General features: G+C 53.7%; 23 protein-coding genes. 14 read left to right on the forward strand and 9 right to left on the reverse strand.

All coding sequences use genetic code 11. The features are described 5' to 3' along the window. The first annotated feature begins 162 nt into the window (after nt 1-162). From K1718_RS00800 to K1718_RS00810, 3 genes are all read left to right on the forward strand, one after another. The gene (locus tag K1718_RS00800) at nt 163-1,110 is read left to right on the forward strand and encodes a glycosyltransferase family 2 protein (protein ID WP_265680063.1); all 948 of its coding nucleotides are present in this window, start codon (nt 163-165) and stop codon (nt 1,108-1,110) included. Then, the gene (locus K1718_RS00805; protein WP_265680062.1) at nt 1,100-2,167 is read left to right on the forward strand and encodes a glycosyltransferase; all 1,068 of its coding nucleotides are present in this window, start codon (nt 1,100-1,102) and stop codon (nt 2,165-2,167) included. Before K1718_RS00800 ends, K1718_RS00805 begins: the two co-directional genes overlap by 11 nt. A gap of 836 nt (nt 2,168-3,003) precedes the next feature. Beyond that, nucleotides 3,004-4,158 carry a glycosyltransferase gene (locus K1718_RS00810; protein ID WP_265680061.1) on the forward strand — a complete coding sequence of 385 codons (1,155 nt, stop codon included), beginning with the start codon at nt 3,004-3,006 and terminating at the stop codon, nt 4,156-4,158. A gap of 32 nt (nt 4,159-4,190) precedes the next feature. Here the strand turns inward: K1718_RS00810 and K1718_RS00815 are convergent, their stop codons facing one another. The 4 genes from K1718_RS00815 to K1718_RS00830 form a co-directional block, all read right to left on the reverse strand. Continuing rightward, nucleotides 4,191-5,015, reverse strand: coding sequence for an FkbM family methyltransferase (locus K1718_RS00815; protein ID WP_265680060.1), 825 nt, complete (start codon nt 5,013-5,015; stop codon nt 4,191-4,193). 163 nt (nt 5,016-5,178) lie between these two features. Next, the gene (locus tag K1718_RS00820; RefSeq protein WP_265680059.1) at nt 5,179-6,579 is read right to left on the reverse strand and encodes an asparagine synthetase B family protein; all 1,401 of its coding nucleotides are present in this window, start codon (nt 6,577-6,579) and stop codon (nt 5,179-5,181) included. Nucleotides 6,580-7,043: 464 nt separating this feature from the next. Continuing rightward, complete coding sequence (locus K1718_RS00825) at nt 7,044-8,195, reverse strand: glycosyltransferase family 2 protein (RefSeq protein ID WP_265680058.1); 1,152 nt, start codon at nt 8,193-8,195, stop codon at nt 7,044-7,046. Then, entirely contained in the window at nt 8,182-8,856 is a 675-nt protein-coding gene (locus K1718_RS00830; RefSeq protein WP_265680057.1) for a sulfotransferase family protein, read from the reverse strand. Before K1718_RS00830 ends, K1718_RS00825 begins: the two co-directional genes overlap by 14 nt. A 292-nt stretch (nt 8,857-9,148) precedes the next feature. Between K1718_RS00830 and K1718_RS00835 the strand changes: the two genes are divergently transcribed. The 8 genes from K1718_RS00835 (at nt 9,149) to K1718_RS00870 (ending at nt 15,953) form a co-directional block, all read left to right on the forward strand. Then, nucleotides 9,149-10,018, forward strand: a complete 870-nt coding sequence (locus tag K1718_RS00835; RefSeq protein WP_265680056.1) for a glycosyltransferase family 2 protein — start codon at nt 9,149-9,151, stop codon at nt 10,016-10,018. 190 nt (nt 10,019-10,208) lie between these two features. After that, entirely contained in the window at nt 10,209-10,973 is a 765-nt protein-coding gene (gene rfbF, locus K1718_RS00840; protein ID WP_265680055.1) for a glucose-1-phosphate cytidylyltransferase, read from the forward strand. A gap of 6 nt (nt 10,974-10,979) precedes the next feature. After that, nucleotides 10,980-12,026 carry a CDP-glucose 4,6-dehydratase gene (rfbG, locus tag K1718_RS00845; RefSeq protein WP_265680054.1) on the forward strand — a complete coding sequence of 349 codons (1,047 nt, stop codon included), beginning with the start codon at nt 10,980-10,982 and terminating at the stop codon, nt 12,024-12,026. Continuing rightward, a complete protein-coding gene (gene rfbC / locus K1718_RS00850; protein WP_265680053.1) occupies nt 12,023-12,568 on the forward strand; it encodes a dTDP-4-dehydrorhamnose 3,5-epimerase in 546 nt (181 codons plus the stop codon). The genes rfbG and rfbC overlap by 4 nt, the downstream gene beginning before the upstream one ends. Next, on the forward strand, nt 12,565-13,797 hold the full coding sequence (locus K1718_RS00855) for a class I SAM-dependent methyltransferase (protein WP_265680052.1): 1,233 nt from the start codon (nt 12,565-12,567) through the stop codon (nt 13,795-13,797). The genes rfbC and K1718_RS00855 overlap by 4 nt, the downstream gene beginning before the upstream one ends. Before the next feature lie 43 nt (nt 13,798-13,840). Next, complete coding sequence (locus tag K1718_RS00860; protein ID WP_265680051.1) at nt 13,841-14,332, forward strand: acyltransferase; 492 nt, start codon at nt 13,841-13,843, stop codon at nt 14,330-14,332. Beyond that, entirely contained in the window at nt 14,329-15,165 is an 837-nt protein-coding gene (locus K1718_RS00865; RefSeq protein ID WP_265680050.1) for an NAD-dependent epimerase/dehydratase family protein, read from the forward strand. Before K1718_RS00860 ends, K1718_RS00865 begins: the two co-directional genes overlap by 4 nt. After that, entirely contained in the window at nt 15,162-15,953 is a 792-nt protein-coding gene (locus K1718_RS00870) for a cephalosporin hydroxylase family protein (protein WP_265680049.1), read from the forward strand. Before K1718_RS00865 ends, K1718_RS00870 begins: the two co-directional genes overlap by 4 nt. A gap of 19 nt (nt 15,954-15,972) precedes the next feature. Here K1718_RS00870 and yegS read toward each other — a convergent pair whose 3' ends face one another. Both yegS and K1718_RS00880 read right to left on the reverse strand, forming a co-directional pair. Further along, complete coding sequence (yegS, locus tag K1718_RS00875; protein WP_265680048.1) at nt 15,973-16,881, reverse strand: lipid kinase YegS; 909 nt, start codon at nt 16,879-16,881, stop codon at nt 15,973-15,975. Between the two features lie 195 nt (nt 16,882-17,076). Further along, complete coding sequence (locus K1718_RS00880; RefSeq protein ID WP_265680047.1) at nt 17,077-18,000, reverse strand: LysR substrate-binding domain-containing protein; 924 nt, start codon at nt 17,998-18,000, stop codon at nt 17,077-17,079. A 157-nt stretch (nt 18,001-18,157) separates the two neighbouring features. Between K1718_RS00880 and K1718_RS00885 the strand changes: the two genes are divergently transcribed. Then, entirely contained in the window at nt 18,158-19,375 is a 1,218-nt protein-coding gene (locus tag K1718_RS00885) for an acyl-CoA dehydrogenase (RefSeq protein WP_173005826.1), read from the forward strand. A gap of 197 nt (nt 19,376-19,572) precedes the next feature. Here K1718_RS00885 and K1718_RS00890 read toward each other — a convergent pair whose 3' ends face one another. After that, nucleotides 19,573-20,589, reverse strand: coding sequence for an N-formylglutamate amidohydrolase (locus tag K1718_RS00890; protein ID WP_265680046.1), 1,017 nt, complete (start codon nt 20,587-20,589; stop codon nt 19,573-19,575). Between the two features lie 383 nt (nt 20,590-20,972). On the opposite strand from K1718_RS00890, the gene K1718_RS00895 reads away from it, so the two are divergent. Then, nucleotides 20,973-22,151, forward strand: a complete 1,179-nt coding sequence (locus K1718_RS00895; RefSeq protein WP_265680045.1) for a pyridoxal-phosphate-dependent aminotransferase family protein — start codon at nt 20,973-20,975, stop codon at nt 22,149-22,151. 72 nt (nt 22,152-22,223) lie between these two features. On the opposite strand, the gene pap is transcribed toward K1718_RS00895, so the two are convergent. Next, nucleotides 22,224-23,696 (reverse strand): polyphosphate:AMP phosphotransferase, encoded by a 1,473-nt coding sequence (gene pap / locus K1718_RS00900; protein ID WP_265680044.1) that lies wholly within the window; start codon nt 23,694-23,696, stop codon nt 22,224-22,226. 219 nt (nt 23,697-23,915) lie between these two features. Here pap and K1718_RS00905 point away from each other — a divergent pair, with 219 nt between their 5' ends. Then, nucleotides 23,916-25,952, forward strand: a complete 2,037-nt coding sequence (locus K1718_RS00905) for a bifunctional DedA family/phosphatase PAP2 family protein (protein ID WP_265680043.1) — start codon at nt 23,916-23,918, stop codon at nt 25,950-25,952. On the opposite strand, the gene K1718_RS00910 is transcribed toward K1718_RS00905, so the two are convergent. Beyond that, nucleotides 25,933-27,000 carry a DUF1176 domain-containing protein gene (locus K1718_RS00910; RefSeq protein WP_265680042.1) on the reverse strand — a complete coding sequence of 356 codons (1,068 nt, stop codon included), beginning with the start codon at nt 26,998-27,000 and terminating at the stop codon, nt 25,933-25,935. The genes K1718_RS00905 and K1718_RS00910 overlap by 20 nt on opposite strands.

Below are 27,000 nucleotides of genomic sequence, written 5' to 3' on the forward strand. Positions count from 1 at the left end.
CCACGATTTTCGCGGTGCTTTTAAAGGGTTAGACATGAAACCTAGCGCGGCTTGGAGCACATAGAAAGGGGCGAAGACCGGAAACCCTTTGACAGCGGTCACCAGTTACGCCAAACCCTGCCCGAACACATCCAACCCTGATGGAATGATCGCGCTTTTCTCATGACCCAGAAACTGGTCATTGCCGTTTGCACCGCGCAGCGGCCCAAGATGCTGATGTCCTGCCTTGAAAGCCTTGAAAGGCTGGTCAGGCCGGCGGGGACCGAATTGTCGGTGGTTGTCGTTGAAAACGAAACCAAGCCGCATTTTACCGGCAACACGGCAGAAGAAGTGCGGGAAAAACTTAGCGTGCCTGTCCATTTTTCTGCCGAGAAACGCAAAGGCATTCCGTTCGCGCGCAACAGCGCCCTGGAAGCTGCACTTGAGCAGGAACCAGACTGGATTGCCCTCATCGATGACGATGAACGTGCCGAACCGGACTGGATCGAGAAACTGCTTTCCGCTTGCACGGCGTTTGATGCTGAGGTCGCCAATGGTCCGGTTCGCCGGATCTACGAAAAACCTGCGCCGCACTGGTGGAAGTCGCAGCTGCTCAAGCCACGGCCGACCGGTACGGAAATAACAGAGGCGCCGACCAACAACATATTGATGAGCGCTCGCATTGTCGCCAACAGCGGCCTTGGCCTTCGCTTTGACGAACGCCTGACATTCGGCAGCGAGGACATCGACTTTTTTCGCCGCACACACGCAGCTGGTGTCAAAATGATCTGGGTGGACGATGCCTTTGTGGAAGAAGACATTCCAGCCTCACGTGTCACCACCGGGCGGCTTCTCAGCCGCATGCACATGGCTGCAACCTCCGGCGCATTCAACATAGTTTTGCGCGAAGGACGGCTGAAAGCAGCGCTGCATTTCATCCCCAAAAGCTTCAGACGCATGTTCCTTGGGTCGCTGGCAACAGTTGTTGGCTTCACATTGAAACCCTTTGCCAAGAAGCGTGGTGAAAAACTTTACTATTATGGCCTGATCCGGTTGATGAAAGGGTCCGGCAATTTGCGTGGCCTGCTTGGCCGTGCCCACAACTATTATGATGTGATCGATGGCCACTGATGCGCCGCTGCAACTGAAGAAGCTTGCCCATATTCACCTTGGCGTTGACGGCGGTGCGGAGAGGTTTTTCGTGCGCCTTACGCGGGCATTTGCCAAACGGGGTGTCGAACAGATCGCCTTCATTCGCAAGGATCGGCCCTGGCGGGACGAGCTCGCAGAACACTGCCAGGTGCGCGAGATGACTTTCAGCCGATCACACATCAAGCGCCATGTCATTCGCTGGAACATCGCGCGTCAGATCAAAGGCTTCGGAGCGCGCGTGACCATGGGCTGGATGAGCCCCGCCAGCAAATGGCTGCCGAAGCCCGGCCCAGACATGCGCACGTTCCTGCGTCTTGGCGACTGGCCGGACGGCTTTCACACATACGGCAATGTGGAGCAACTCATTGGCAACACGCCTGAGATCGTCCGCCAGGCTGTAGAAATGGGCTGGCCCGAGGAACGGGCACACGTGATCAGCAACTTTGTCGATCCGCTGCCGGAAAACCTCCAGCCCGTGAACCGGGCGGATTACAACACGCCGAACAATGCGACCGTGCTGATCCATCTGGGCCGCTTCGTGCAACGCAAGCGGTTCGACCTTGCCATTGAGGCTGTCGCGAGACTTCCAGAGACTGTCCACGCCTGGCTGATCGGCGATGGTGAGCTTTTGGACGACATGAAGGAACTCGCCAAAAAGCGCGGCGTCACAGATCGGGTCCATTTCCTTGGTTGGCAACGCGATCCGGCCTCTTTCTTGAAGGCCGCCGATATTCTTCTCTGTCCCACGGACGAAGAACCCCTCGGCAACGTCGTCCTAGAAGGCTGGAACGCCGGCTTACCCGTCGTTGCCACCACGTCACCCGGCCCGAGCTGGTTGATTGAACATGGGAAGACGGGACTGCTCAGTCCGTGTGGGGATGTGGATGGATTGACAGATGCAATCAGTCAAATCTCACGATCTCCAAACTTAGGAGTAACGCTGGTGAACAAGGGAAAAAAAACTCTAGTTCAGCAACATCTAGAAAGTACTATTTCGCGGCGCTACGTTGAACTGCTAGGTGACAACGCCACTTAGTTTTTCGCTCATCCTAGCTATTCATCGAAACGATTTGCGACGCTTCCTAGCACTGTCATATGAAGGCGTATGGATACGACGCATTTTCAGAAGTATCCATCGGCTACTTCTACATGCCTGCCAAGTGCCGGAATCACAAGTAAGCAAAACGTTACCCGCCGAAAGAAAGTCCCTACAAGCCTTGTCAGAAGCTTACCAGTCTGTGCCAAGTCTTCGAATCGTTACCAGCGAGTCTAACTGCAGATCTCGCAATTTTTTCTACTTCATTTTTTACTTATTGAATGTTTGCAAGGTCAATTCTAGGCTCTTAGAGTTATCCTCAACCCGCTTGTTTGTGTATCTATGCACAGACAACAACCTGCCTCTAGAAGTATCGAACAAATAGCATTGTTGCTTTTACCTAATGCAACCAAAGTGAAGACTGTCGCTCCTATGCGGCCTTACTCCCAGATGCCACATGCAGTGTTCTCAACTAGAAATTCATTTTCAACTGCATAACGTCTAACGTTGACCAGAAAGTGTAGTCACTCTCTATAGACCATAGTAGATTTTTTTCTTCTATCGTGCCAAATATTTGAGAAGGCACGGTGTTAAGAATGAAGTAAAATGTCATACCCTTGGCAAATTTCCAAGAATGTCTTTGTTCGGATCCCTTTTGAGATCAAATCGGTTTTTGACATTTTTTGCCCTAGCTATCTCGTCTGCCAGATCGAGAATCATTCGCAATTTTGATCTGCGGAAGCTATAGCTTCCGATGAGTGTGAGCCAACCCACGAAGCTACACACGTGAGCCGTTCTCCATTGGATGGAAAGCAAACTTCTTTGTTGGAGCAGATATGAAAAAAGTGTGCATTTTCACTTATTCGTTTATGCACAAGCATCATACGATGGTGAATTTTCACATCGAGAATCTTTTCGATGGAAACTCGTGTGTTTGCGTTGAAAATGAAACGGACTATCAAACAGTTCAAAGACCAATTCTGGTGCGCAATGAAATTAAGCTCGGCATCAAGGACCGGCTTCTTGGCCCCTTGAAAAAAATGTCGAATAAGGCCCGAAAACTGCCTGCCAAGTCTATATTCGGCACGGAGCGCAAAGAAATTCTTGAATTCCTACGACGCGAGAAGGTTGACGTCATACTTTGTGAATTCGGTTGCGTCGGCGTGGACATCACTGAAGCAATTTCAGACTATGGAATACCGATTTACACCTATTATCGAGGCTATGATGCTACGATGCGTATTCGCTCAAGGAGGCAGCAAAACCTCATCAGGAAAACGCTACCCAAAATGGCCGGCGTCTTTTTTGTCTCGGGTTTTTTAAAAGACAATTTGTCAGCGCTTGGCCTAGAACATCCCAATAGTTATGTCGTCCCGAGTGGTGTCAACACCCAGAAATTCTGCCCCGCAGAAAAATCTGAGAGGAGCTTTGTGGCCGTTGGCCGTCTCATTGAAAAAAAGAGACCCGACTTAACCGTACGGGCATTTTGCCAAGAAGCGAAATTCTTTCCAGAAGCTGTGCTAAATGTTTTGGGTGGCGGTCCAATGCTGGATATGTGCGGAAAAATCGTGCACGAAGCTGGAATGGAAAACCAGGTAAAACTACACGGAGAGCAGCATCACGATGTGGTCTTGAAATATGTACGAGAAGCAGAGTTTTTCCTGCAACACTCAGTTACAAGTCCTAGTGGGGACGCTGAAGGTGCACCGACTTCCATTCAGGAAGCTATGGCCTGCGGTTGCGTCGTCATTGCAACCAGACATGCAGGAATCCCTGACCTGATCGAAGAAGGTAAAACTGGCTATCTGATCGATGAACTGGCAATGGAAGACTATCGCAAACACATCAAATCAGCGCTATCAGGTGAAATAAATTCAGACAAAATTGCTCAAGCTGCGCGGGACCACGCTGTAACTAACCTGGACAATCGAATGCTCATCGAACATGTTGAAAGCATCCTTACAGCTACGGACACAAAAAACGGGAACTGAATCACTAAGGACTGGCACCGAATCGGGAACTCTCACGAAAAGGCCCTGTTCCTGAAGAGAGCACAGATCCTGTCGTGCCGAATGCTTTCCAATTCGAAACCATTTCGAAGCAAATAGTTCATCACGGGTACTAACGTGCTTTCAGACTTTTTACCACGTTCGAATCCGAGGTCTGCGGAAATGTATTCAATTTGGTCGAGTTTATCACCAATTCCCTCGAGAATTTCCGGTTCCGCCCCTTCTGCTTCAAGTTTGAGGAATTTGATCTCATTTTCGATTAGAGCATCAAGACGTTTTGTTTGAACTGTAATTACTTCGTCGAATTGAGAGGGCTCGATCAGGCTGGAATCCGCGCCTTGAGAACTAACATAGAATTGAAGCTCATCGTCGCGATTCCAAAGTCCAAGATTGTAAACGAGATGCGGAGCAACATTTTGTTCGGCGCATTTGAATTCCACCGGACTGGGCTCAAACCCTATATATTCGATTTCCAAATTTTTGTGATCAAACCAAAGAAACAGATCACCAAGATTGGCTCCACAGTCAAAAACAATGTCACCGTCTTGAAAATTCACGTTCTCCAAAAAGTAGGCTGACCCTAAATTTTCTGCCCGTGCGACCAACCCATCGGAATAGGCCAGAAGCCCTTGTTTTTCATGTCGAAAAACGTATTCACGACGGGGCATTTCAGGGTCGGAAACAATATAAACACTGCCGTCCCACACCACTCGGGCGGAGGTGCCGCGTAACTTTGAGGTTTCATTGAATAATTGCGCATAAGCGGCGCCTGTTGATCTTCGCAGGGCTCTCTTGCTCTGCCTCAATCGGCGGGCTTTAAGTTTTTCAAGAATTTCCAATGCGTCACCATCTTGGTTGCGACTAGTTGGGTCTTTGAATTCTTGGTCTAAATAACACAATCATTTGCTGAATTGTCGATCATTCTTCCAAAGTGCTAAACTGAACGCGGACGCGTGGAGGACGCTGAGGCTCGGGCCGAATTCCAGAAACTACTCACAATGACTATCGCTGTTTCCAAAAACGCAACTTCCTAACAAAGCGTCTCAGGACAGACTTTTTCTTAGTCTTCTTCTTGAAACCAAACCCGATCTTTTCATTTTTCTTGACTGAAAAATGTCGTCGATCAAGATAGTCGCTGATGACCGATTTATAGACTTTGTTCTTTACATCAGCGCTCAAGCTCAAGAACTCCTGAACAACGTCAACATCCAGAAAAGGGTAGCGGGCCTCCATTCCGAACGAGCCTGCCACCATTTCTTCTTTCGCCAAGTAGGCGGCCTGCGTGCTGCCGAAGAATGACGCCCATGGAAATCGACCCAGCAGATTATTTGGAAACATGCCACCGAAGTTACTGTGAGCAAAGTACTTTTGCCCGCCAAAGCCATAGTCCGATACTATTTCATCAGCTCCACTACCGGAAAGATATACAAGTGCTCCTTCTTCCTTCGCCCGGGCGCAGACACCCGCCAAGATTAACGCCGCATTGTCTCTATGCACGCTCTTGCCAATCTCAACCCTTTCTCCCGCGTCGTTGATGATGAAATATGGTTGATCTTCAACATTCTCATTGAACCAAGTCCTCAGGTCATCGATGTTCAAGCTGTCATCGGGGATTGTAATCGCGGTGTTTCCTGAATTACGTACGCTGGCTAGGCGATCGCGGACAACGTCGTTGTCTTCACGTCCTTCAACGGTGACGCTGATAAAGTCCTTGTTTTGAAAAATCAGTGAAGCAGCAATTGCACCGCTGTCATAGCCGCTTGAAAGTCCGACGAATACCTTACCCTTTACGTGGCGCACTCGCTTTTCGACCGCGCGATCAAACGCCCGAGCCCAATCCGACATATCTGTCTTGTATTGGGCGAGATTGAACCTAAAAATCTCCTGCTCGAGAATGCTCTGTCCGTCAAGCTGATATGCGATAGCGTGATTTGGTTTCAATGCTCTGATGCCTTCAAAATTTAGGGCAGCCAAAGCATCACGATAACTTGCAAAGCCGAATTGTCCGTTCCTGGAACCAAAAAACAGTGGTTTTGTACCAAAGCAGTCTCGAGCAACGTGAACCACGGATTTCCCGAAGTCCACAATAACAATAGCAAATTCACCATCCAGGCGCGAAAAACACTCAGCACCTACTTCTTTGTATAGGTCAAAAAGATAATTCGCTTCGCTCTCATAGGTTTCAGGACAGCTGTAGATTTCGCCATTGAACATCACCACGACATCATTTGCGTCGGATACATACGGCTGACTAACGTAGTCCCCGCGCATCGACAACAAATTATGGCAAAAGAAGCAATTGTTTAGTACTTTACTTTCGGTGTAATCTGGTCCACGCAACGCCATAATTCGATTAAAATCGTCCGTGGTTGGCTCGAAAGTGGAAAAGAGGAAACTACACATTTTGCGTCATTGCATCTTGATTAGAATTGATAAGCTTAACAGCGGCTCTGGTGGCAACAGTCGAAATCTTCGAAGCAGATTTCAAACGCTACTTAAGGAAGTTACTTTAAGGGTTGGAATTAGTTTAAGCAGTTCATGATCAAGTCATTTTGCCACGTTTCAACTCCAACGAATTTAGCCGCTTCGACAGCGTCAACCAAGTGAGAAATCTGCTTTTTCTTTGTTCGGTGGTTAGTTTGAGACTTTTTTTTTGGAAAATCATTGAAACTTTTTGTTTCTTGCTCAAAGGTTCGTGGTCGATTGTAAGACTTTCCGAATTCAAACCTCAGGGAATATTATGGCCCAGCTGAAAGGCAATTCGGTCGCGAGTTGAATGCCTATCATGCTCTATGAGTTATGAATCGGTCGCAAATACGGTTTTTGCACACTCAAATCAACCCAGAACCAGAAACGCGTCCCACCGACTAATTCAAACGAGAAACCCAGTTTCTTAGAGCAGGTGTTTCGCGCATGAGGCCGCAGTCTATCAGTGTCTCCACGCTGTCGAACCTGAGACTGCAGAATGAACGCAAACCTTTTTCCATCAAGCTCTCAATTTGAGAATTATAGTCCCGGTAATGACCAGCATTATCGGTGTGCTGCTTGCGTGTGATCGCCTCGGCGACCTTGCTTTTGAAATCGTCAAGATATTTGAAGTGGAGCAAGACGCCCCAGTCAGGAGCGACGGGGACCTCCCTGTCAATGCCGTGTACGCCGCCGGAAAAACAAATGCCGGCTTGCCATTTGAGTAGCGGGATCTTGCTTTGAACGGCCGCAGGGCTCGGCAAGGCATTTTTAACGAGCTTGAACAGCAGATGATCCAGTTTACGGCCAAACGCCGTAACACTTGCTTTGGCCCGCAAGGAGAAGACAGAGCCCAACAGCCAGCGGTCGAGTGCGGTTGTGGGCCGTTTGGCATGTTGGTGGAAAAGACGCTCGCGTGTGCCGCCGAATACATGGCGCGCGGGCGTCTTGTAGCGCTTGCCGTGAGAGCCTTTCAATGGATTGTAACGGTAACCATCGCCGTCGAACCAGGGGCAGCAATCCAGAAAGCGCTCGCCTGGCTTGTAGGTTAAATTGTTCAATGGTCCGTCCGGATACATGTCGACCATCGGCGTGAACAGAGCCTGGTATCCTCCCGAGTCGAGATAAAGCGTCAGGTCATTTATTGAAAGATCCGGCCAGCCTGGATAAACCAGCAATTCATCGACATCCGGGAACAGCACCCAGCGGTCTTGAAGATAGCGGTCACAGAGGAGCTGCCGCCAGACGGATTTGTAGTCCCGGTAGGGCTTGTGCGTTTCAACGACGCTAACATCCGTCTGACCGTTAAGAAACGCACCCGTACCGTCGTCTGAGCCGTTGTCGATCACAATAAAATGCCTCACGCCTAAGGTGCGATAATGATCCAGAAAATGCGGAAACCTCAAAGCTTCATTGTAAGCAAGAATCACGGCTACAACGCCGTCGCGCGGAAGGACAAGTTTATCCGCGACCGGCGTGCCGAAAGCGTCCAGCAACTGGTGGCTGAGCGACGTGGAAACACGTGTCTTCTCAGTAATATCAGGTCTCGGCATAAAGGACGCTCTTTGTTGCCGGTGTGTCGAAGTCAAAGCCGAATCGCTCAATATCGGCTGCGTACCAATCGGCAACGATCTGAATGGTTTTCTCGGTGTAGAGATCGCGGTAGTCAGCGCGCGACTTTGTGCTGATGTTCCGGCGCTTGAGCTCGCTTGCGAACCCGAGATAGGTCTGCATCTCGGCACTCAGGTTTTCTTGACGCAAAATGTCGGCCGCCAAGCGGCCTTTTTCATCAAGAACGTAGTCTTCTTGAGCGTACCAGCCAGCCACTGCCCGGTGCCAAAAATATTCGACGCCACCCCACTTGTGCCGTTCTTCCAGAAATGTCTCGAATTCGGCCACGGTGGCCTCTGGCGATGTATCTTTGTAGGTTCTTGTTTGCAGAGCAAATTTGAATCTAGAAACAGTGCGTGACCAGGGATTGCGAACAATTGCGAAGGCGCGCGCTGCCTGGCGCACGGAAAGATCAACATCACGTAGCCTTGCATGTTCATAACCCGGATTGCCACCACGTTCACCCATGAAGGCTTTCAGCTTGTCCGCATAGGCCTTGCTTTTCAGACGACGGCGATTGGCGATCACGAGCCTGTCCTGCAACTGCGGCGCTTCGCGAATAGCCATGCCACCATTTTTAGGAATGTGAATAAACAGATGCATTTTCGGCGCCAGCCCCAATCGGGACGGAGCGAATTTCAAAAAATTCCTGATCTGATATTCGTCCATTCTGTCCTTGTCCGAACCCGGTGGCAAAAACCTGCCGACCGCAATTGCGTCGCACCTGTCGACCGCAGCTGCCATATCCGAAACCGCGAGAACTGTCCAATTCAGCTGTCACCACCAGAACCAGCTTTGCGCGTTGACGGACAAGGCTTGCGGGTCTAAGTAACGCCGGCTTCGAGTGGCCTGGCAACTTCGCTCCTGGCTGCGATCAGCAGAACGGACGGCAAAGGTGACAAAACCTAGGGTCTTGGTCCTGTTCCCGATCTATAATGGCGAACGGACCATGCGTAACAGCCTCGATTGCATCGCCAATCAGGATTATCAAGATTTCCGGGCCGTTATCGTCGACAACAAATCGACAGATGGCACCGCCGAGATTGCACGTGCCTATTGCGAACAAGACCCGCGTTTTGAGGTTCTGACCCAGGAAACCCACCTGTCCGCCGTGGAGAATTTCGTTTTTTGCATGGAATATGGGCAGGACCATTCCGACTATTTCTGTCTGCGCGCCTGTGACGACCTGTCGAGCCCCAACTATTTGTCTCTGTTGATCAGTGCGTTGGAGCAAAATCCTGACAAATTATTGGCGGCTCCAACCGTCCGCAGGGTGAGTGAAGTCGGAGAACGTGTCCTGCACCCGGACCCGATCATTTTCGGTTACCCCCAGTCGCTTGCAGCCGGCATCGTGCCGTACGCACTCGCCTATCCGTCTGAATGGTGCTACGGCTTGGTGCGCGCTGATGGCGGTGCCGAGATTCTGATCCGGCGCTGGAGCGGGTATCCACATGCCTGGTGCGTGGCGTCCTATGTGGTTGCCGAATTCGTCATGCGCGACCTGGCGATCTGGGTCGAAGACGCCGAGTTTGTTTTCATGGAGGGCTCGGGGTCTTTCGAAAAATATGGAGCAAAGTCGTTTTTCGATAAGCTCCGGCAGCGCCTGAACTACACGCTCGGCTGCTACAAAGTGATCCGCAAACTGCGGCGGGTGTCCCTTGCAACCCGGATCAGATTGTTCCGAAGGCTATGGCGCGTATCCCGTATCAAGACTCGCTATGACCTAGAAGACCACATACTGAAAGCACTTCGGTTCAGAAAGTAGCTTGAAAGCAGTTTGCAGCCAGAGTGGCCTTTGCTAGATAGTCGTCGAAACAACAAGACGTAGCGGCTTAACCGTGTCCGGATATGCGGAGGGTCAGCCGTGGCAGAAGCTTGGCTCATTCGTGCCTATGCAGCCCGGTCACCGACCAGCAGTTCGGCTCCGATCCCGTCAGGCGATTCAGGTGTGTGATATGAAAGCAGTTATTCTGGCAGGAGGTCTCGGGACGCGGATCAGCGAAGAATCCCATCTGAAACCCAAGCCAATGATCGAGATTGGTGGTCGACCGATCCTCTGGCACATCATGAAGATCTATGCCGCCAACGGTATTACAGACTTTATCATCTGCTGCGGCTACAAGGGTTATGTGATCAAGGAGTATTTCGCCAATTACTTCCTGCACATGTCCGACGTTACTTTCCACATGGACGAGAACCGCATGGAAGTTCATCGACAACAGGCTGAGCCTTGGAAGGTGACTTTGGTGGATACCGGCGAAAACACCATGACCGGCGGCCGTATCAAGCGCGTGTCGGATTACATCGACAACACCTTCTGCCTGACCTATGGCGACGGCGTCGCCGATGTTCGCATCGATCAACTTGTCGAGCAACACAAGGTTAGCGGGCTGGATGCCACAGTGACCGCCATTCAGCCACCCGGTCGATTTGGCGCTCTAGACATCCAGGACAACCGGGTGACGAATTTCCTGGAGAAACCTCAGGGTGACGGCCAGTGGATCAACGGCGGATTTTTTGTTTGCGAACCCGAGGTGATCGACCGGATTGCCAGTGATGATATGCCTTGGGAGACTGAACCGTTGCAGGGCTTGGCCAGGGATGGCCAGCTTGGCGTTTACCGGCATGACGGGTTTTGGGCGGCGATGGACACGCTCCGGGAAAAGAACCAGCTGGAACAACTCTGGCAAACCGGCAATGCACCCTGGAAAGTCTGGTAGGCGGCAATGGGTTTCTGGCAAAACAAAAAGGTTCTGATCACAGGGCATACCGGTTTCAAAGGGGCCTGGCTTAGTGAAATGCTGCTCGCTCGCGGCGCCCGGATCTTCGGAGTTGCCCTACCCCCAGAGGGCGACAAGAGCCTTTTTCAGCAACTCAAGCTGCACGAGCGCATGCAGGGTGCCTTTGTCGACATCCGCGATGCCGCGGCCTTGACAGCCGAAATCCGATCCTTTGACCCCGAAATCGTGCTTCATCTGGCAGCCCAGGCTCTGGTGCGACGGTCCTACCGAGACCCTGTCGGCAACTGGGCCACCAATGTTATGGGCACCGTGCATCTGCTTGATACTTTGCGTCAACTGGACAAGCACGTCACTGCGGTGATCGTGACCACCGACAAGGTCTATGAAAACAACGAACGGGACTACGCCTATCACGAGAGCGATCCGCTTGGTGGTTATGACCCTTACTCGGCGTCGAAGGCTGCCTGCGAGCTTGTCTCGGCCAGCTGGCGCCGTTCCTTCGGCGGCGATAAGTTGAAGATCGCGACAGCACGCGCCGGCAATGTCATTGGCGGTGGTGACTGGTCGGAAGACCGGCTGGTTCCGGACATCATCCGCGCGCTCGAAAGCGGCAAGACCATCGAAATTCGCAATCCGGCTTCGATCCGACCTTGGCAACATGTGCTTGATCCATTGGAGGGCTACCTGACGCTTGCCGAGAAGGTTGATCTGGCGACTGACGGGGCCTTTCAGACAGGCTATAATTTCGGTCCCGAACCGGCTGACATTCACACTGTGGGCGCTCTGGCTGACACTATGATCCGCCATTGGCCCGGACACTGGATCGATGCCTCCGATCCCGATGCGGTGCATGAAGCAGGACGGCTCAACCTTTCGATCAACAAAGCCCGCAGCGAGCTTGGCTGGACACCCGTCTGGCAGTTTGAAGACGCCATCGACAAGACGGTGCGCTGGTATCAAAAGGTGGCGTTGGGCGCAGATGCGCTAGAATTGACACAAGCTCAGATTGTTGCCTTTGAGGCCGCCAGATGATTTTCACACCTCTTGCGCTCGATGGCGCTTATCGCATCGACCTGGAGCGCCGTGGCGATAAACGCGGCTCCTTCGCTCGAATGTTCTGCCAGGAAGAGTTTCGGCGACATGGGCTGACAAGCATCTGGTCCCAGTGCAACGTCTCTCACAGCAAATTATCGGGTACGCTGCGCGGTATGCACTTTCAACGCCCTCCGAAAGCCGATGCGAAACTGGTCAAATGCATGGCCGGCTCTGTCTTCGATGTCATTGTCGATTTACGACAGGGCTCTGAAACTTATGGGAATTGGGCTTCAGTCACGCTGACGGCAGATGGCGGTGAGATGATCTATATTCCGAAAGGCTTTGCCCATGGCTTCCAGACCCTGGCGGAGAACGCACAGTTGCTGTATTTCCACTCCGACAGCTACAGCCCGGGCGACGAAGGCGGTCTTCACCATGCCGATGACCAAATCGGAATCGCATGGCCGCTGGAGGTCACCAGCCTCTCCGAACGCGACAAGACGCTGCCGACCCTTGCCAAGGTAAAGCCAATCTCATGACCCAGACTTGCCGCCACTGCGAAGCCGAACTGACCCGGCAATTTCTCGATCTTGGCTATGCCCCGCCATCAAATGCCTATCTCGAGGCCAGCGATCTGAGGGCACCAGAGACTACCTACCCGCTGCGCCTGATGGTCTGCGACAGCTGTTTTCTGGTACAAACGCAGGACTACACAGCAGCCGACAGCCTGTTCGACAAGGACTATGCATATTTTTCTTCGACTTCAAAAGGATGGCTTGCCCACGCCGCCGCCTATGTAGAAATGATCCGGCAACGGCTTGATCTGTCTCAGAACAGTTTTGTTGTCGAAGTAGCTTCGAATGACGGCTATCTGCTAAAAAATTTCGTCCAGGCTGGCATTCCGTGCCTGGGCATCGAGCCAACGATATCTACGGCGAAAGCAGCTGAAACCCTCGGGATTCCGGTGGAACGACGGTTTTTTGGCGAAGCTTTAGCCCAAGAGCTTGCAGCGGTTGGCAAGAGGGCCGATCTGATCATCGGAAACAATGTCTATGCGCATGTACCAGAAATCAACGACTTCAGCCGCGGCTTGGCTAGCCTTTTGAAGCCGGAAGGCGTTGTTACTCTAGAATTTCCCCATCTGATGCGACTGGTTGAGTTCAGTCAGTTTGATACGGTCTATCATGAGCATTTTTCTTACCTGTCGCTGGGAACCGTTGCACGTATCTTTGAAGCGGCGGGCCTGAAACTGTTTGACGTCGAAGAGCTGACCACCCATGGCGGCAGCCTTCGGGTCTATGGCTGCCGAGCAGAGAGCAGCTGGACCGTTACAGCCTCCGTGGAAGGCCTTTTGGAGGAAGAAAAACGGCGAGGCATGGACACCCCAGGCTATTACGCCGATTTCCAGGGTCGTGCAGAAGAGGTCAAGAACCGGGCATTGTCCTTCCTGCTCGAGGCCAAGCGTGAAGGCAAGAGCGTTGCCGGATATGGCGCGGCAGCCAAGGGCAACACTTTGTTGAATTTTGCTGGCGTTGGACCAGACCTTTTACCGTTTGTGTGCGACGCTGCCCCGGCCAAACAGGGCAAGTTTCTGCCCGGGAGCCACATTCCTGTGCTGCCTCCCGAAGTGCTGACGGACAAAAGGCCGGACTACCTTATCATTCTGCCATGGAACATCGCCGAGGAAGTCCGGAAACAGAACGCTCTGCTCACGGAGAAAGGCACTCAGTTCGTGACCTTTGTTCCCGAAACCCATATTGTCGGATGAGCGCTTTGAAGTTGTTTTTTCAATTTACCGACACTGAGACTCGATGACACTTCAGATCGATCCAACCGCACGTATTTCCACGCTGGCAGACATAGAGGACAGCGTACGCGGCACCGTCATTCGCATAGGTGCACGTTCGGTTGTCGACAGTTTCGTCAAGATCAAACCAGCCGGTGGCTCAGGAGATGTGGTCATCGGGGAAAGCGTGACCCTCAATTCGGGTTGTGTGATCTATACCGGCAACGGTCTGACAATCGGCGACAACGTGGCCGTAGCGGCCAATTGCACTTTTGCACCCGTCAATCATGCCTTTGAAGATCGTGAAAGGCTAATTGTCGATCAAGGCTTCCAGCCCAGCAGGGGTGGTATCACCATCGGCGACGATGTCTGGATCGGAGCCAATTGCGTTTTTCTGGACGGAGCCGTCGTCAACACCGGCTGCGTCATTGCCGCCGGGACGGTGGTGAAAGGAAACGTCCCGGCCTATACGGTGATAGCCGGCAATCCCTGGCGTCAGATGGGAAAGCGGTCATGAAGGCAACTGTTCTCGGCTCAAGCGGGTTTGTCGGCAGCAATCTGACGAAATATCTACGGGGTATCGGCTATGACGTCGCGACACCAGGCCGATCTGAGGTAGCCAATCTGAAAGGCTCTCTCGGGCGGGTTTTCTATTGCATCGGCATGACCGGAAATTTCCGCGCACAGCCGATGGCTACAGTCGATGCACATGCGAGCGTCTTGGCGAGGTTTCTGGAAACCTGCGAATTCGAGTCCTTCGTGTATTTCTCCAGTACCCGGATCTATGCGAAAGCCGAGGGCCCTGAAGAAACCCATGAGGAAGCGCTGATCAAAGTCTGCCCTTCTGCGAACACGACCTACGATCTGTCCAAGATGCTGGGTGAAGCCCTTTGTCTCTCGCTCGAACGACCCTCTGTCAAGGTGATCCGGTTGTCCAACGTTTATGGCCCGAACCAAAGCAGAGCGACGTTTCTGGGGTCTCTACTTGAAGACCTGTCTCTGTCTGGCAAGGCCTCCATTCAGGAAAGCTCAGATTCGTCCAAGGACTATGTTGCCGTCTCCGACGTCGTCAAAATGGCTGAGAAGATCGCGCGCAGTGGCATTCACAGGATCTATAATGTTGCCAGCGGTCACCCGCTCAGCCACATTGAAATCGCCAGGACCGTTTTGGGAGAAGGTCTAGATTGCACCTTTTTGCCAGGCGGCGCGCGCAGGGTCTTTCCCAAGATCAACATTTCCAGACTAAAAAAAGAATTCGGCTTTAACCCGCGTCCCTTGCTTGACGATCTGCCGCAGCTGCTGCGCGCGGCCGGTGACGGGAGCGCGGCCCAATCAGGAGCAATTTTGTGACCAATTCCAACGACCCGATCCGGCAATTCGAGATCGAACGTGAAACTCGCATCACGACTTACCGCGACCAGGAGGCCTGGCGAGCCCAGTCCAGGGATTGGATGAAGACTGCTTTCGACCAAAAGTACATGTACAACTTCGCTTGGGGTGGTCGACCGATTATCCAGCTGCCGACCGACATGGCGGTGTTTCAGGAAATCGTCTGGGAAACGAAGCCAGACCTGATCATCGAGACTGGCATCGCACATGGCGGCTCGCTGATCATGAGTGCATCGCTGTTGGCCATGCTCGACTATTGTGATGCGGTCAAAAGCGGTGGTGTGGTGGATCCAAAGACGGCACGACGTCGTGTGCTCGGCATCGATATCGACATCCGTGCTCACAACCGCGACGCCCTGACCAGCCATCCAATGTCGGCCAAGATCGATATGTTCGAAGGATCTTCGGTCGCCGACGAAATGATCAAGCGGGTGCATGATTACGCCAGGGACTACGAACGCATACTGGTGTGCCTAGACAGCAATCACACCCACGAACACGTCTTGGCAGAACTTAACGCTTATGCCGCGCTCGCGTCCAAGGACAGTTATTGCCTTGTCTTTGACACTGTGATCGAGGATCTGCCGGAGGATACGTTCCCGGACAGGCCATGGGCACCCGGCAACAATGCCAAGACTGCTGTTCACGAATTCCTGAAATCCCATCCGGAATTCGCGATCGACCAGGAAATCAACAACAAGCTCCTGATTTCAGCTGCACCGGATGGCTGGCTAAAACGGGTAAGTTAACTCGTCAAGCATCAGAACCTCACCGCCGCATGTCGATGCAGTGATGCCTTATCGCAATCTGCCAGGACTGTCCATTTCTGGGTTCGCCGTCGAGATTGAACTGGACCGATTTTTCGGTTTCGATCTGAACATGGCGAACTCTTCGCATGATTAGACCATGCGTCAGATCGTCAGCTCCTCTGTCGAGGAGAGTTTGGAGGAGGTCGATGGCCTTTCCCGATTTTGGGAAAGGCAGGATTGTCAGGTCGAGGAAACCGTCATCCAGTTTGGCACGGGGGCAGAGGCGAATGCCGCCTCCGGCGCGGCGGCCGTTGCCGATGGCAAGCGCAAGAAAAGCGCCTTCCCACTCAAACCCTTCTGCCTCGATCCGTGCCTGACAGGCTGCAAGCTCGGAAAAGCGGTTGAGACCGGTAAATAGATAGGCAGCCCCGCCCAGCACGCGCTTCAGGTTGGGATCGGTCTGTGCCGTGACCTGCGTGCCGAACCCTCCAGTTGCCATATTGACGAAGGAACAACCGTTGACCTCTCCGATATCCATCGGTTTGGCGCTGGCCCTTGCGGCAAATCGCAGACAGGAAGTGATGTCTGAAGGGTCAAGGCGAATGTGCCGTGCAAAATCATTGGCGGTACCAAGTGGCAAAACGGCAAAGGCGAAAGGGGGGCTTTCACCCACCGGCACGCTGTGCAGAACGGCATCCACGACCTCGTGAAGCGTTCCATCGCCGCCACCACTGACCAGTGTGTCGATCTTTTGATCTTCATGATCCCTGAGGGCTTCCTGAGCCAACCGGGTGATATCTCCGGCTTCGAAGGTGACCCGAACGGATACCACGTGTCCCATGGCCCGCACCGCCTCAACAGCAGAACGTACGTCGCTCCGGCCAGCAGATTTACCGTTTAGGATCAGACGCAGATGCTGTTTGTCCAAGGTTCTGTCCTTTCTGCCCGGGTGTTCGCGGTGATGTCTTCAGATCCGGTTCAGATAACCGATTGCACGGCGCATGTGGAGATGTTTCGAGCCAGATCAAGCGGCAGTCCAGTTTCAAGGTGCAGCACTCCGACCGTTGAGACGCGGCGGCAACGTCGTGCCCGGAACATTCGCAAGCATAGCCGTCTTTGAAGGTCAACCAGGGAGCATGGTGTCCCGTGCGGTACGCGCAGCACGGGCTTCTTCCATCAACCATTGGCGAAATGCGGAAACAACCGGTCGCATGGTGCGCCCTTCCGGATAGACAAAATAATAAGCGCTTTGTTGCTGCACAGAAAGGTCGAACAGGCGCACCAGACGGCCGGAAGAGAGTTCCGCCTCGACGAAAAAGCGGGGAATGAGCGCAGCACCCGCATGATGGATGGCGGCCTCCGAGATCATGACAAACTGTTCGAAACGCGCGCCTTGGAACGCTGCATCGGTTTCCACACCGGCAAGGTCGAACCATTGCCTCCAGGCAAACGGTCTCGTCGCCAGTTGCAGTCGCGGCACGCGGACAAGGTCCATGGGCGACCGAATCTCGTGCCTGTCCCGAAATGCCCGGGACGCGACCGGAATAACCTCTTCGTCGAACAAGTGTTCGGCGATCGCTCCGGCCCAGACCGGATCTCCATGATGAATTGCTCCATCGAACGGTTCTTCACCAAAATCGAAAGGCTGCAGGCGAACACTCAAGTTCAATCCGGCATCCGGATAACGGCGCGCAAAGCCTGCGAGCCGGGGAGCAAGCCATCGTGTGCCGAAGGTCGGCAGAACGGCAAGGTTCAGGACGTCTGCGCTACCGGCATAGGACATGACCTGGCGCGTGGCAGCAGTCATCTGCTCCAGGGCGCCGCGGATGTCGTGCAGATAAAGCCGGCCGGCGTCAGTCAGCACTATGCGCTGCCGCACACGGCGAAACAGCTCCACGCCAAGTCTGTCTTCCAGTTGGCGCACCTGTTTTGAGATCGCGCCCTGTGTCAGGTGCAGCTCTTCTGCGGCACGCGTGAAACTCAAATGTCGAGCTGCGCATTCGAAGGCGATCAGCGTATCGGCAGGCGGGACGAATGCACGGCGCATAGCAATTGCCTTCAGATCATTCCATTTTGTCATGAATGATGGAGCAGGTTTCGCTTTTCTGCAAACGAAACTGCACTAAAACCAGAGGAAACAGAATGAACACCGGTACGAGACACCGAATTCAGCAGCCTCGACAGCCCCGCGGGAGAACACAGTCATGAATGCACCGGCTCAAATTAAATCCTCGCCAGCAGGCGGCGGCACATTCGATTGGCAGGATCCGTTCCAGCTGAGAAGCCAGCTAAACGAAGATGAACAGCTGATCCAGGACACGGCGCGCGCCTTTGCGCAAGACAAACTTCAGCCGCGCATCATTGAGGCCTACCGGGAAGAAAAGACCGACCGGGAAATCTTCAATGAAATGGGTGAACTTGGCCTGCTCGGCGTAACGTTACCGGAAGACTACGGTTGCGCAGGGGCATCTTACGTTTCTTATGGTGTTGTCGCGCGGGAAATTGAACGTGTCGACAGCGGTTACCGATCCATGATGAGCGTTCAATCATCGTTGGTCATGTATCCAATCTACGCTTATGGTTCGGAAGAACAGCGGCAGAAATACCTGCCAAAGCTTGCCACCGGCGAATATGTTGGATGTTTCGGCCTAACCGAACCTGACGCCGGTTCAGACCCTGCCGGTATGCGCACGCGTGCGGAAAAGACAGATGGCGGTTACCGGTTGACTGGCACCAAAATGTGGATCTCCAACGCTCCGATCGCCGATGTCTTTGTTGTGTGGGCAAAGTCTGAAGCGCATGACGGCGCCATCCGCGGGTTTGTGCTCGACAAGGGCACGAAAGGCCTCAGCGCTCCGAAAGTCGGCGGCAAACTCTCCCTGCGCGCTTCGATCACGGGCGAAATCGTCATGGACGGCGTAGACGTTGGCGAAGATGCCCTGTTGCCGAATGTTTCGGGTCTGAAAGGGCCGTTTGGTTGCTTGAATCGGGCTCGCTACGGCATTGCGTGGGGTTCCATGGGCGCAGCTGAAGACTGTTGGACCCGTGCCCTGCAATATGGCCTCGACAGGGAACAGTTTGGCAGACCGCTGGCCCAGACACAGCTTTTTCAGAAAAAACTAGCGGATATGCAGACCGAGATAACGCTCGGCCTTCAGGCAGCTCTCCGCGTCGGTCGTCTGTTCGACGCTGGCAATGTTGCTCCGGAGATGATCTCGCTCATCAAGCGCAACAATTGCGGCAAGGCGCTGGATATTGCCCGTCAGGCTCGCGACATGCACGGCGGCAACGGTATCCAGGAAGAGTATCATGTCATGCGCCATGCACAGAACCTGGAAACGGTGAACACCTATGAAGGAACGCATGACATCCATGCGCTGATCCTCGGTCGGGCACAGACCGGCCTGCAGGCTTTCTTCTAACGACGTCGAACATCTAAACTTTGCCATCGGCGTCTTGCCGGATGCTCCGATACGCAGATTGCTTCGAGGAATGCTTCATTCCCCTTCACTCAAGGATGCGAGCTGAAGCATGCAACGATTGAGAGCCGGAAAGGCGCTGATCAGTGCAACGGCGATGGTTCGTTGGTCTGCCTCAATCGTTTGGCGGAGTGACGGTGCTATTCAGCAACCAGAAGCGGTTTTTCCGGCAGTTCGTCGGATACGCCGCTTTCCGGTTCGCCACTGTCATTTGAAGTCGACTGCGAGGCATCTACCGGATCCACCTCGATTTCTGCTTCCTGACGATGCTCCGTCTCTTCAGCATTTGGTGCAACGACCTCATCGTCAGACATCTCGCCAGATGGATCGCTGTCAGCCTCCGGTTCTTGGCTGACTTCGCCGGAACTTGCCTCATTCCCATTTTTGTCCGGAAGTGCTGTCCAGTCGATCAGTCTGGTTAACATGTCCTGGAGTACTTCACGCAAACGTTCAACGCGGGTCTTGTCAGGTTCAAATGGCGGCGATTCATGTCGCAGGTAGGCCCGTTGCGCCAGAAGGAGCGACATGGCGTGCACACCACGATCCGGCTGCCCTAAAGTGCGCGTTATCAAGCCACCTTTTGCGTGTTCGTCAACGCTGATTGTGAAGCCTGGAAGCCCTTGAAACGACCCCACCAGAAGATTGCGCAGGTCGGGGTCGGTCGATTTGCCGTCCATGCTGCCGACGCTGACCAGCGGCAGACCTTTGCCGGTAACACCCTTGATATGGGAGCGCATGGATTGGCAATCCAGAAGAATGACCTTGCCATGCTTCTTAGTCAACCGATCCAGTTGGTGTCTCAAAGCCTTGTGGAACGGATCATAAAACAACAGTTCACGTTGCTCAATCTCGGTTGGACCAGGCTCCTCGCCTTCCTGATAAATCCGTTTTCCATCAAGTGTCGTGACGGGACAATGTTCGCCGTCACCATTTCCAACGGGCTTGTCCAGATCGATCACATATCGAGACACAGTCGAACGGATCACCGTTACGTTCAAGATATGGTGAAAGTCAAAAACGCGGTCCAGCTGCCAGGACAAATCGGCCTGCAGGCGTCCAGTTGCATTCAGCCGTTTTGACACAGCTTCGGGCATGTCCGTACCGCTGTGAGGCAGGCACAGAATAACAGGGCTTTCACCTTCATTCACCAGGATCATGCTGCAACGCCTAACTGACGATACCGACCGGTTGTAACTTGAAGAAATTGCTTTGCGGAGACAAGGTGTTTTCTGTTCAACCGCAGGGCGCAGCCTCTTTCATTATTTCAACCAGCTATCTAATCAATTGTTTTTTCAGTGTGTTAACCCCTGGCGGCGCTCGCGGACGCAAATTGCTCCGTCGAGATGCTCCTATCACAATTGCTCCATCCTCTTGTTCGCAATTGCAGCAAGGTAGCGATTGAGCCGACATTCGACGTTCAGTCCCAGAGGTGTTGCAGTCTTGACGGATCGGTCCGTAGCGACAATTTTGGCATCCGGCTACATACCAATCCCTCCGACAAGTCCGTTCTGATCTCCACTGGAAAAACAAGGATCTCCCCGTGACGCTGCGCAATGGCAAAGAGTTTTTGATGATCCCCGGTCCAACGAATGTGCCCGACGAGGTGCTGCGCGCCATGCACCGCCCCGCCGTGGACATTTACGAAGGTCCTCTGTTGGAAACCACAGATTATTGCCTTGCCAAGCTCAAGGAAACATTCCGAACCAATGGCAAGACCTACATTTACGCTTCCAACGGCCATGGAGCCTGGGATGCTGCCCTGTGCAACACACTTCGTCGGGGCGACAAGGTATTGGTTCTGGAGTCCGGCCGTTTTGCACTCGGCTGGGGCGAGGCCGGGCAGATCAATGGGCTGAATGTCGAAGTCCTGCCGGGGTCTTGGGAGAAGAGCGTCGATCCCAAACGCCTTGAGGACCGTCTTGCCATGGACAAGTCGCACGAAATTCGGGCCGTACTGGTGGTGCAAGTCGACACAGCGTCTGGTGTCTGGAATGACATCGCGGCACTGAGGCAAGCAATTGATGCCGCCGGACACCCCGCTCTTTTCATGGTCGATACCATTGCATCGCTTGGCTGCATGCCGTTTGAAATGGATGCCTGGGGCGTCGATGTGGCACTCACCGGATCCCAAAAAGGTCTGATGTGCCCTCCCGGGCTCTCCTTTGTTGCCGCTGGTCCGAAAGCAGACGAGGCGCACAAGACCGCGGACCTAAGGACAAACTACACTGACTGGACATTCCGTCAGGGAGCAGAACACTACCAGAAATACTGCGGCACCCCACCAGAGCACCTCCTGTTCGGATTCCGAAAGGCTCTGGAGCTCCTTTTTGAAGAAGGTCTGGAAAAAGCCTGGCGCAGGCATGCACTTCTAGGTGAAGCGACGCGCCGAGCGATTGAGGTGTGGTCGGAAGGTGGCGTCGTCAGCTTCAACGTCAGCGAGCCGCATGCCCGCTCCAACAGCGTCACGGTGCTGAAGATTGGTGAAGGAAATGCAGCCGCGTTGCGCGATTTCACCAAGGAGGTCTGCGGTGTGACTGTTGGCGGCACCATAGGAGACTTGTCCGGGAAAGGCATCCGGATCGCGCATATGGGTCATGTCAATGCGGTCATGCTGCTTGGCACACTTTCGGCTGTGGAACTCGGTTTCCAAAGACTTGGAATGCCGCACGGCAAAGGTGGCGCACAGGCAGCCATGGACTATCTGGCGCAGTCGCTTTGACCCTATTCGTGCAGTTCGATCGTTCCCCTGCTGGTCTACCAAAATTCCCAAATGCAACGCACGCCCAGCTGGTCAGGCCTCAAGCCGGTCTTCCAGCCGTTCACAAATTGTCTTGAGAACTTTAACCCGGGCGTGGCGCTTGTCTTCTGATGAGACAAGTGTCCAAGGGGCATAGTGCGTGGACGTCCGGTCGACCATATCACCTGCCGCAATCGCATATTGATCCCATTTCAATCTGTTGCGCCAATCCTCGTCGGTGATCTTGTGCTGCTTGTAGGCCGTATCTTCCCGCGCCTTGAAACGGCGCAACTGCTCATCCTCAGAGATCGCCAGCCAGAATTTGCAGACGATAAACCCGAAATCCGTCAGCTCCTGTTCGAATTCATTGATTTCATTGTAGGCCCGCAACCAGTCCTCATGACCGGCAAATCCCTCGACGCGTTCAACCAGAACGCGCTCGTACCAGGACCGGTCAAAGATCGCGAAATGACCCTTGCGCGGCAAGCGACGCCAGAACCGCCAAAGATAAGGACGCGCCTTTTCCTCATCGGTGGGAGCCGAAATAGGATGGACTTTGTAGATACGCGGGTCCAGCGGACGGATCACACGACGGATGGCCCCGCCCTTGCCGGCTGCATCGTTGCCTTGAAAGACAAGAACCACGCCCGTTTTGGTCATTGCCTTGCGGTCCGAAAGCTCCGACAGGATCTTCTGGTAGCGTTCCCGCTGTTCTACATATTCGGCCTTTTCGAGCGATTCGGTCAGGTCAATTGTGTCGACTGCTGTTTCGCGTGTCAGGCCGCCGACGACCGGCGGAGCTGCCACAGATCGGGGCTCACCGTCTTCGATTTTCAGCTTCATTGACCGGGCAACGGTTTGAGCCAAGGCGACATCCCGATATTCGGGATCTTGGGAGGGGATCACGAACCAGGGTGCATATCCCTTAGAGGTTTCAAGGATGATCTTTTCACCTGCTTCACTGGCTTTCTTGTGGTGCTTGAGCGCTGCCCAATCAGCGAGAACATGACGGGCAGCATGCTTTTTCGGAATCGAAGAGAGACGTTTTTCCTGCTCTTTTTTCGGCAGGTAGAACCAGAATTTGAGGATGAGCACATCTTCGTTTGACAGCATCTCTTCAAAGCGGCGGATTCGCACCAGCGCCTTTTCGAAAGCGTCTTCGTCGATCTTCTTGTAAATCAGATCGCGCAGGATCGACTGGTACCAGCTGCCGAAGACGATGGCTGTTTCACCCTTAGCCGGAAGATCGCGCCAGTACCGCCAAAGAGGCGGACGCAATCGCGCTTCGTCCATCGGCTCACCGTAAGCATTGCAAACAAGGTGACGTGCGTCCATCCAACCATAGAGCCTGGCGACCGCCTCACCCTTACCTGCGCCGTCCAGACCATCGACCAGAATCAGCGTGGAAAAAGACTGCTTTTCAACAACCGGCAGCTGAGCTGACAGCAAGGCCTCGCGAATCTCCGGCTCCATTTTCTTGAAAGTCTTCTTTGTCATTTTCTGCGGTAAACGTGCCGATTCAAACATCAAAGCCTCCAGAAAAAGCATGGCGCACGCATCGTTGAGCACCTGAAAGTATATAACTTTGTTTCATGTCAGAGCAGCCGCGCGACATGACAAACCGATTTTTCGCTATTGGATGAACGCATGTGCGCTTATATGAAGCAACAGTTGATGCTGCCTGAAAAGCAAGGTCGGGCAGTTTCTGCAATTGATTTTGATACCTGATCCAACAGACAGATTTCTGTGACCGAATTTCTTGATCCAGTTCTGACGTTCATAGCTGAAAACCCATCTCTGGCTGGCATAATCTGTTTTCTGGCCGCCATGGGTGAAGCGCTGTTCATCATCGGTTTGTTCGTGCCGACGACTGTCGTACTGGTGGGAGCTGGAACGCTGATAGGGCTCGGCAACCTGGATCCGGTGCCGATCTTCATATGGACAACACTCGGCGCGACGGCAGGCGATGCCATTTCATATTGGATTGGCTGGAAGTTCAAAGACAAGATCAGAAGCATGTGGCCGCTTCGAAATTATACCCACATGCTCGACAGCGGTGAGGCGTTCTTCAAACAGCATGGCGGCAAAAGTGTCTTCATCGGCCGCTTCGTGCCGGGCGTAAAATCGGTGGTTCCCGGCATTGCCGGAATGGCAGGCATGAATTTCTCCCGCTTTACAGTCGTGAACGTCACGTCTGCATTTGCCTGGGCAGCAGCACATCTGGGACCCGGCATCATTGCAGGGTCCGCTCTGAGTGCGATCGGTGAAATCAGCGGTCGTCTTGCGCTCGTGCTCGGTGTCCTGCTGGTGATCATTTTCCTGGCCGTCATGCTGGGCCGTTGGTTGATCCTGATTATCCTGCCCCTTTTTCCCAATGCCCATGCGGCAATCGTCAACTGGTTCGCAAGGCACGGGAACCCGGTGTCACAATGGATCGCACGAAACTTTGACCCAGCGCACCCACGGTCAAGCGGCATGCTTGCTTCGGCCTTGTTGCTGCTGATCAGCATGCCGGCATTTTTCTGGGTCGTGAGCGAAGTTGCTCCAGGCGAGCCGTTGGTGCGCGCAGACCTGGCGATTTTGAACCTATTCGACAGCCTACGCACGCCTGCCGGCGACAAGATCATGGTGTTCATGACGACGCTCGGCGACGGGATCGTGGTGACAGCTGTCGCGGTTGTCGTCGCAGGATATCTCTTTGTTCGAAAAGCCTGGCGGCGCGGCATCGGTTTTGTCATCGCAATGGCGGGCACCGCGATGTTCGTGCCTTTGTTCAAACTGCTTTTGCACCGTTCAAGACCGATCGAACTCTACAGTGGGGCCGACGCCTACAGCTTTCCAAGCGGCCATGCCACGCTCAACGCCGTTCTATTCGGCATTTGCGCCGTCCTGGCCGCTCATGACCTCAATCGATGGGCAAAAGCCGCCATATTCACCATTACCGCCGCCTTCGTCATCACGATCGGCTTTTCACGCGTCTATCTCGGCGCGCATTGGATGTCCGATGTGTTGGCGGGCCTGCTGTTCGGAACAGCCATGGTGTCTGCGTTCGCGTTTGTATTCGGACCAATTCACAATGAGAAAATCGGCCAGTTGACGATAGGCTCCCTCGTGGTTCTCACACTGACGGTTTTTGGCGGTTGGCATCTGTCGACAAGCTTCGATCAGGCGCTTGTTACCTATCAACCGCGCGACCACAAGGAAATCATGACCGCCACCAGTTGGCGTGAGGGTGGCTGGATGGCCCTGCCAGCCAATCGGATCGAATTGAACGGCGACAGGGAAGAGCCCTTGGTCATCCAGTATTCGGGTCCGCTGGGATCCTTCGCAACTGCTGCAGAAAAGCATGGCTGGCAGCAACCGCCAAAATGGTCCCTGACAACCGCAGGCGGTTTCGTTGAAGGCAAGACGCCACCCGACTCACTCCCTATTCTGCCGCGGACCCAGAATGGGCGTCAGCCTGATCTTGTTCTGATACGCAATGACGACACGGGAACAGAAAGCGGCCGGTGGGTGCTTCGCCTCTGGCCAAGCCGCTACGAAATTCTTGATGCAGGCCAAATCAGCCCGTTGTTCGTCGGCAGTGTCGTGCATGAAGACATTTTGCGGCCGATGGGTGAGTTTTCAGGCCCTAGGACCGATCTACATATCCCGGACCCTGCCGACAATCCCGCGCTCCTGGTGTCGGGCGCAATGACCCGCAAACGTGTGGACGGAACCGAAGTCGTGCTGGCTGAACAACCAGCCGGTTCGGCCAAGCGTGTCAGTACGCCTGAAAAATAAGCGGCCAGTCCTTCGGAGCCATTTCTATACCGTCGCAGTCGGACTTCTCTCTGAATTCCAAAAGCTCGAGCTCCAGAACCTCACCCGGTGCATCTATCAACCGGTGGACACGATAGCTGCCGCAATCGCCAACACCACGATTGAGGCTGGTCGTGCGGATGAACCCCTTCGGACCGAGAATATCCGCATTCATGGCCTGATAGATTTCGCCGTTTTCACCAGGCGGATTGGGCAGGGTCAGAAGATTGCCCCAGCCTTGTGGCGGGTTTTGCGTGATCACGAGCGCTGTCGCGGCTTGATAGGCAGCCGAGATGCAGGGCACTTCCCAGAGTAGATAGTAATCATTGATGACATACCGTGCTCCACCCCAGGCGTGAAACCCGTCGACATCGCATTCATCACCGGCATTTTCACGCACAAGCTGAACAGCTTCCGGTGGCAATTGAGACATGTCATCCAGAATTGTCTGACGCCCGATCGGAATGCCATTCGGCGGTCCCGGCACGCGCGTTTCAGGTTCGCGAACCGGCGTTGCCTTGGCCGATTGCGTGCGCGGCTGCAAACACCCCAGATGACCTTTTGCGCTGGCAACAAACGGGACCTTGCCTTTCTGAATGACGGTCATATCGGCATCTTTGATTCGATAAAGTTCACCAGAAAGTCCCGCGTCACCAATCTCGACATGCACGCGGATTTCCCGGTCTTCGGTGGCATAGAGGTAGTGCGAAGAAAGACCGTTGATGCTCTCACCACCCTTTGCCAGCTGGTAGAGCGCGTGAACAGTTTCTCCTACCTTGATACGGGCCGGGCCCTGATATCCATCATTTATCGCGTTGGCATGAAACAGAAATGCGTATCGGTCAGTTTCCGGGTCCCTGTCATCTTGCCAAAGCGAAAAACGGCAACGATCAATTCCCTGTTCGATATCTTCCTTGCCGAAGAGCTTCAAAGAGACCTTGATGTCATCATCCGCGGCCAAGGCCATGTTGCCACCGGCCAAGCTCAAGACAAGAATATATGCGGCTGACAAAGCCAGATTGATCTTCAT

The organism is Roseibium porphyridii (assembly GCF_026191725.2).
Classification (GTDB): domain Bacteria; phylum Pseudomonadota; class Alphaproteobacteria; order Rhizobiales; family Stappiaceae; genus Roseibium; species Roseibium porphyridii.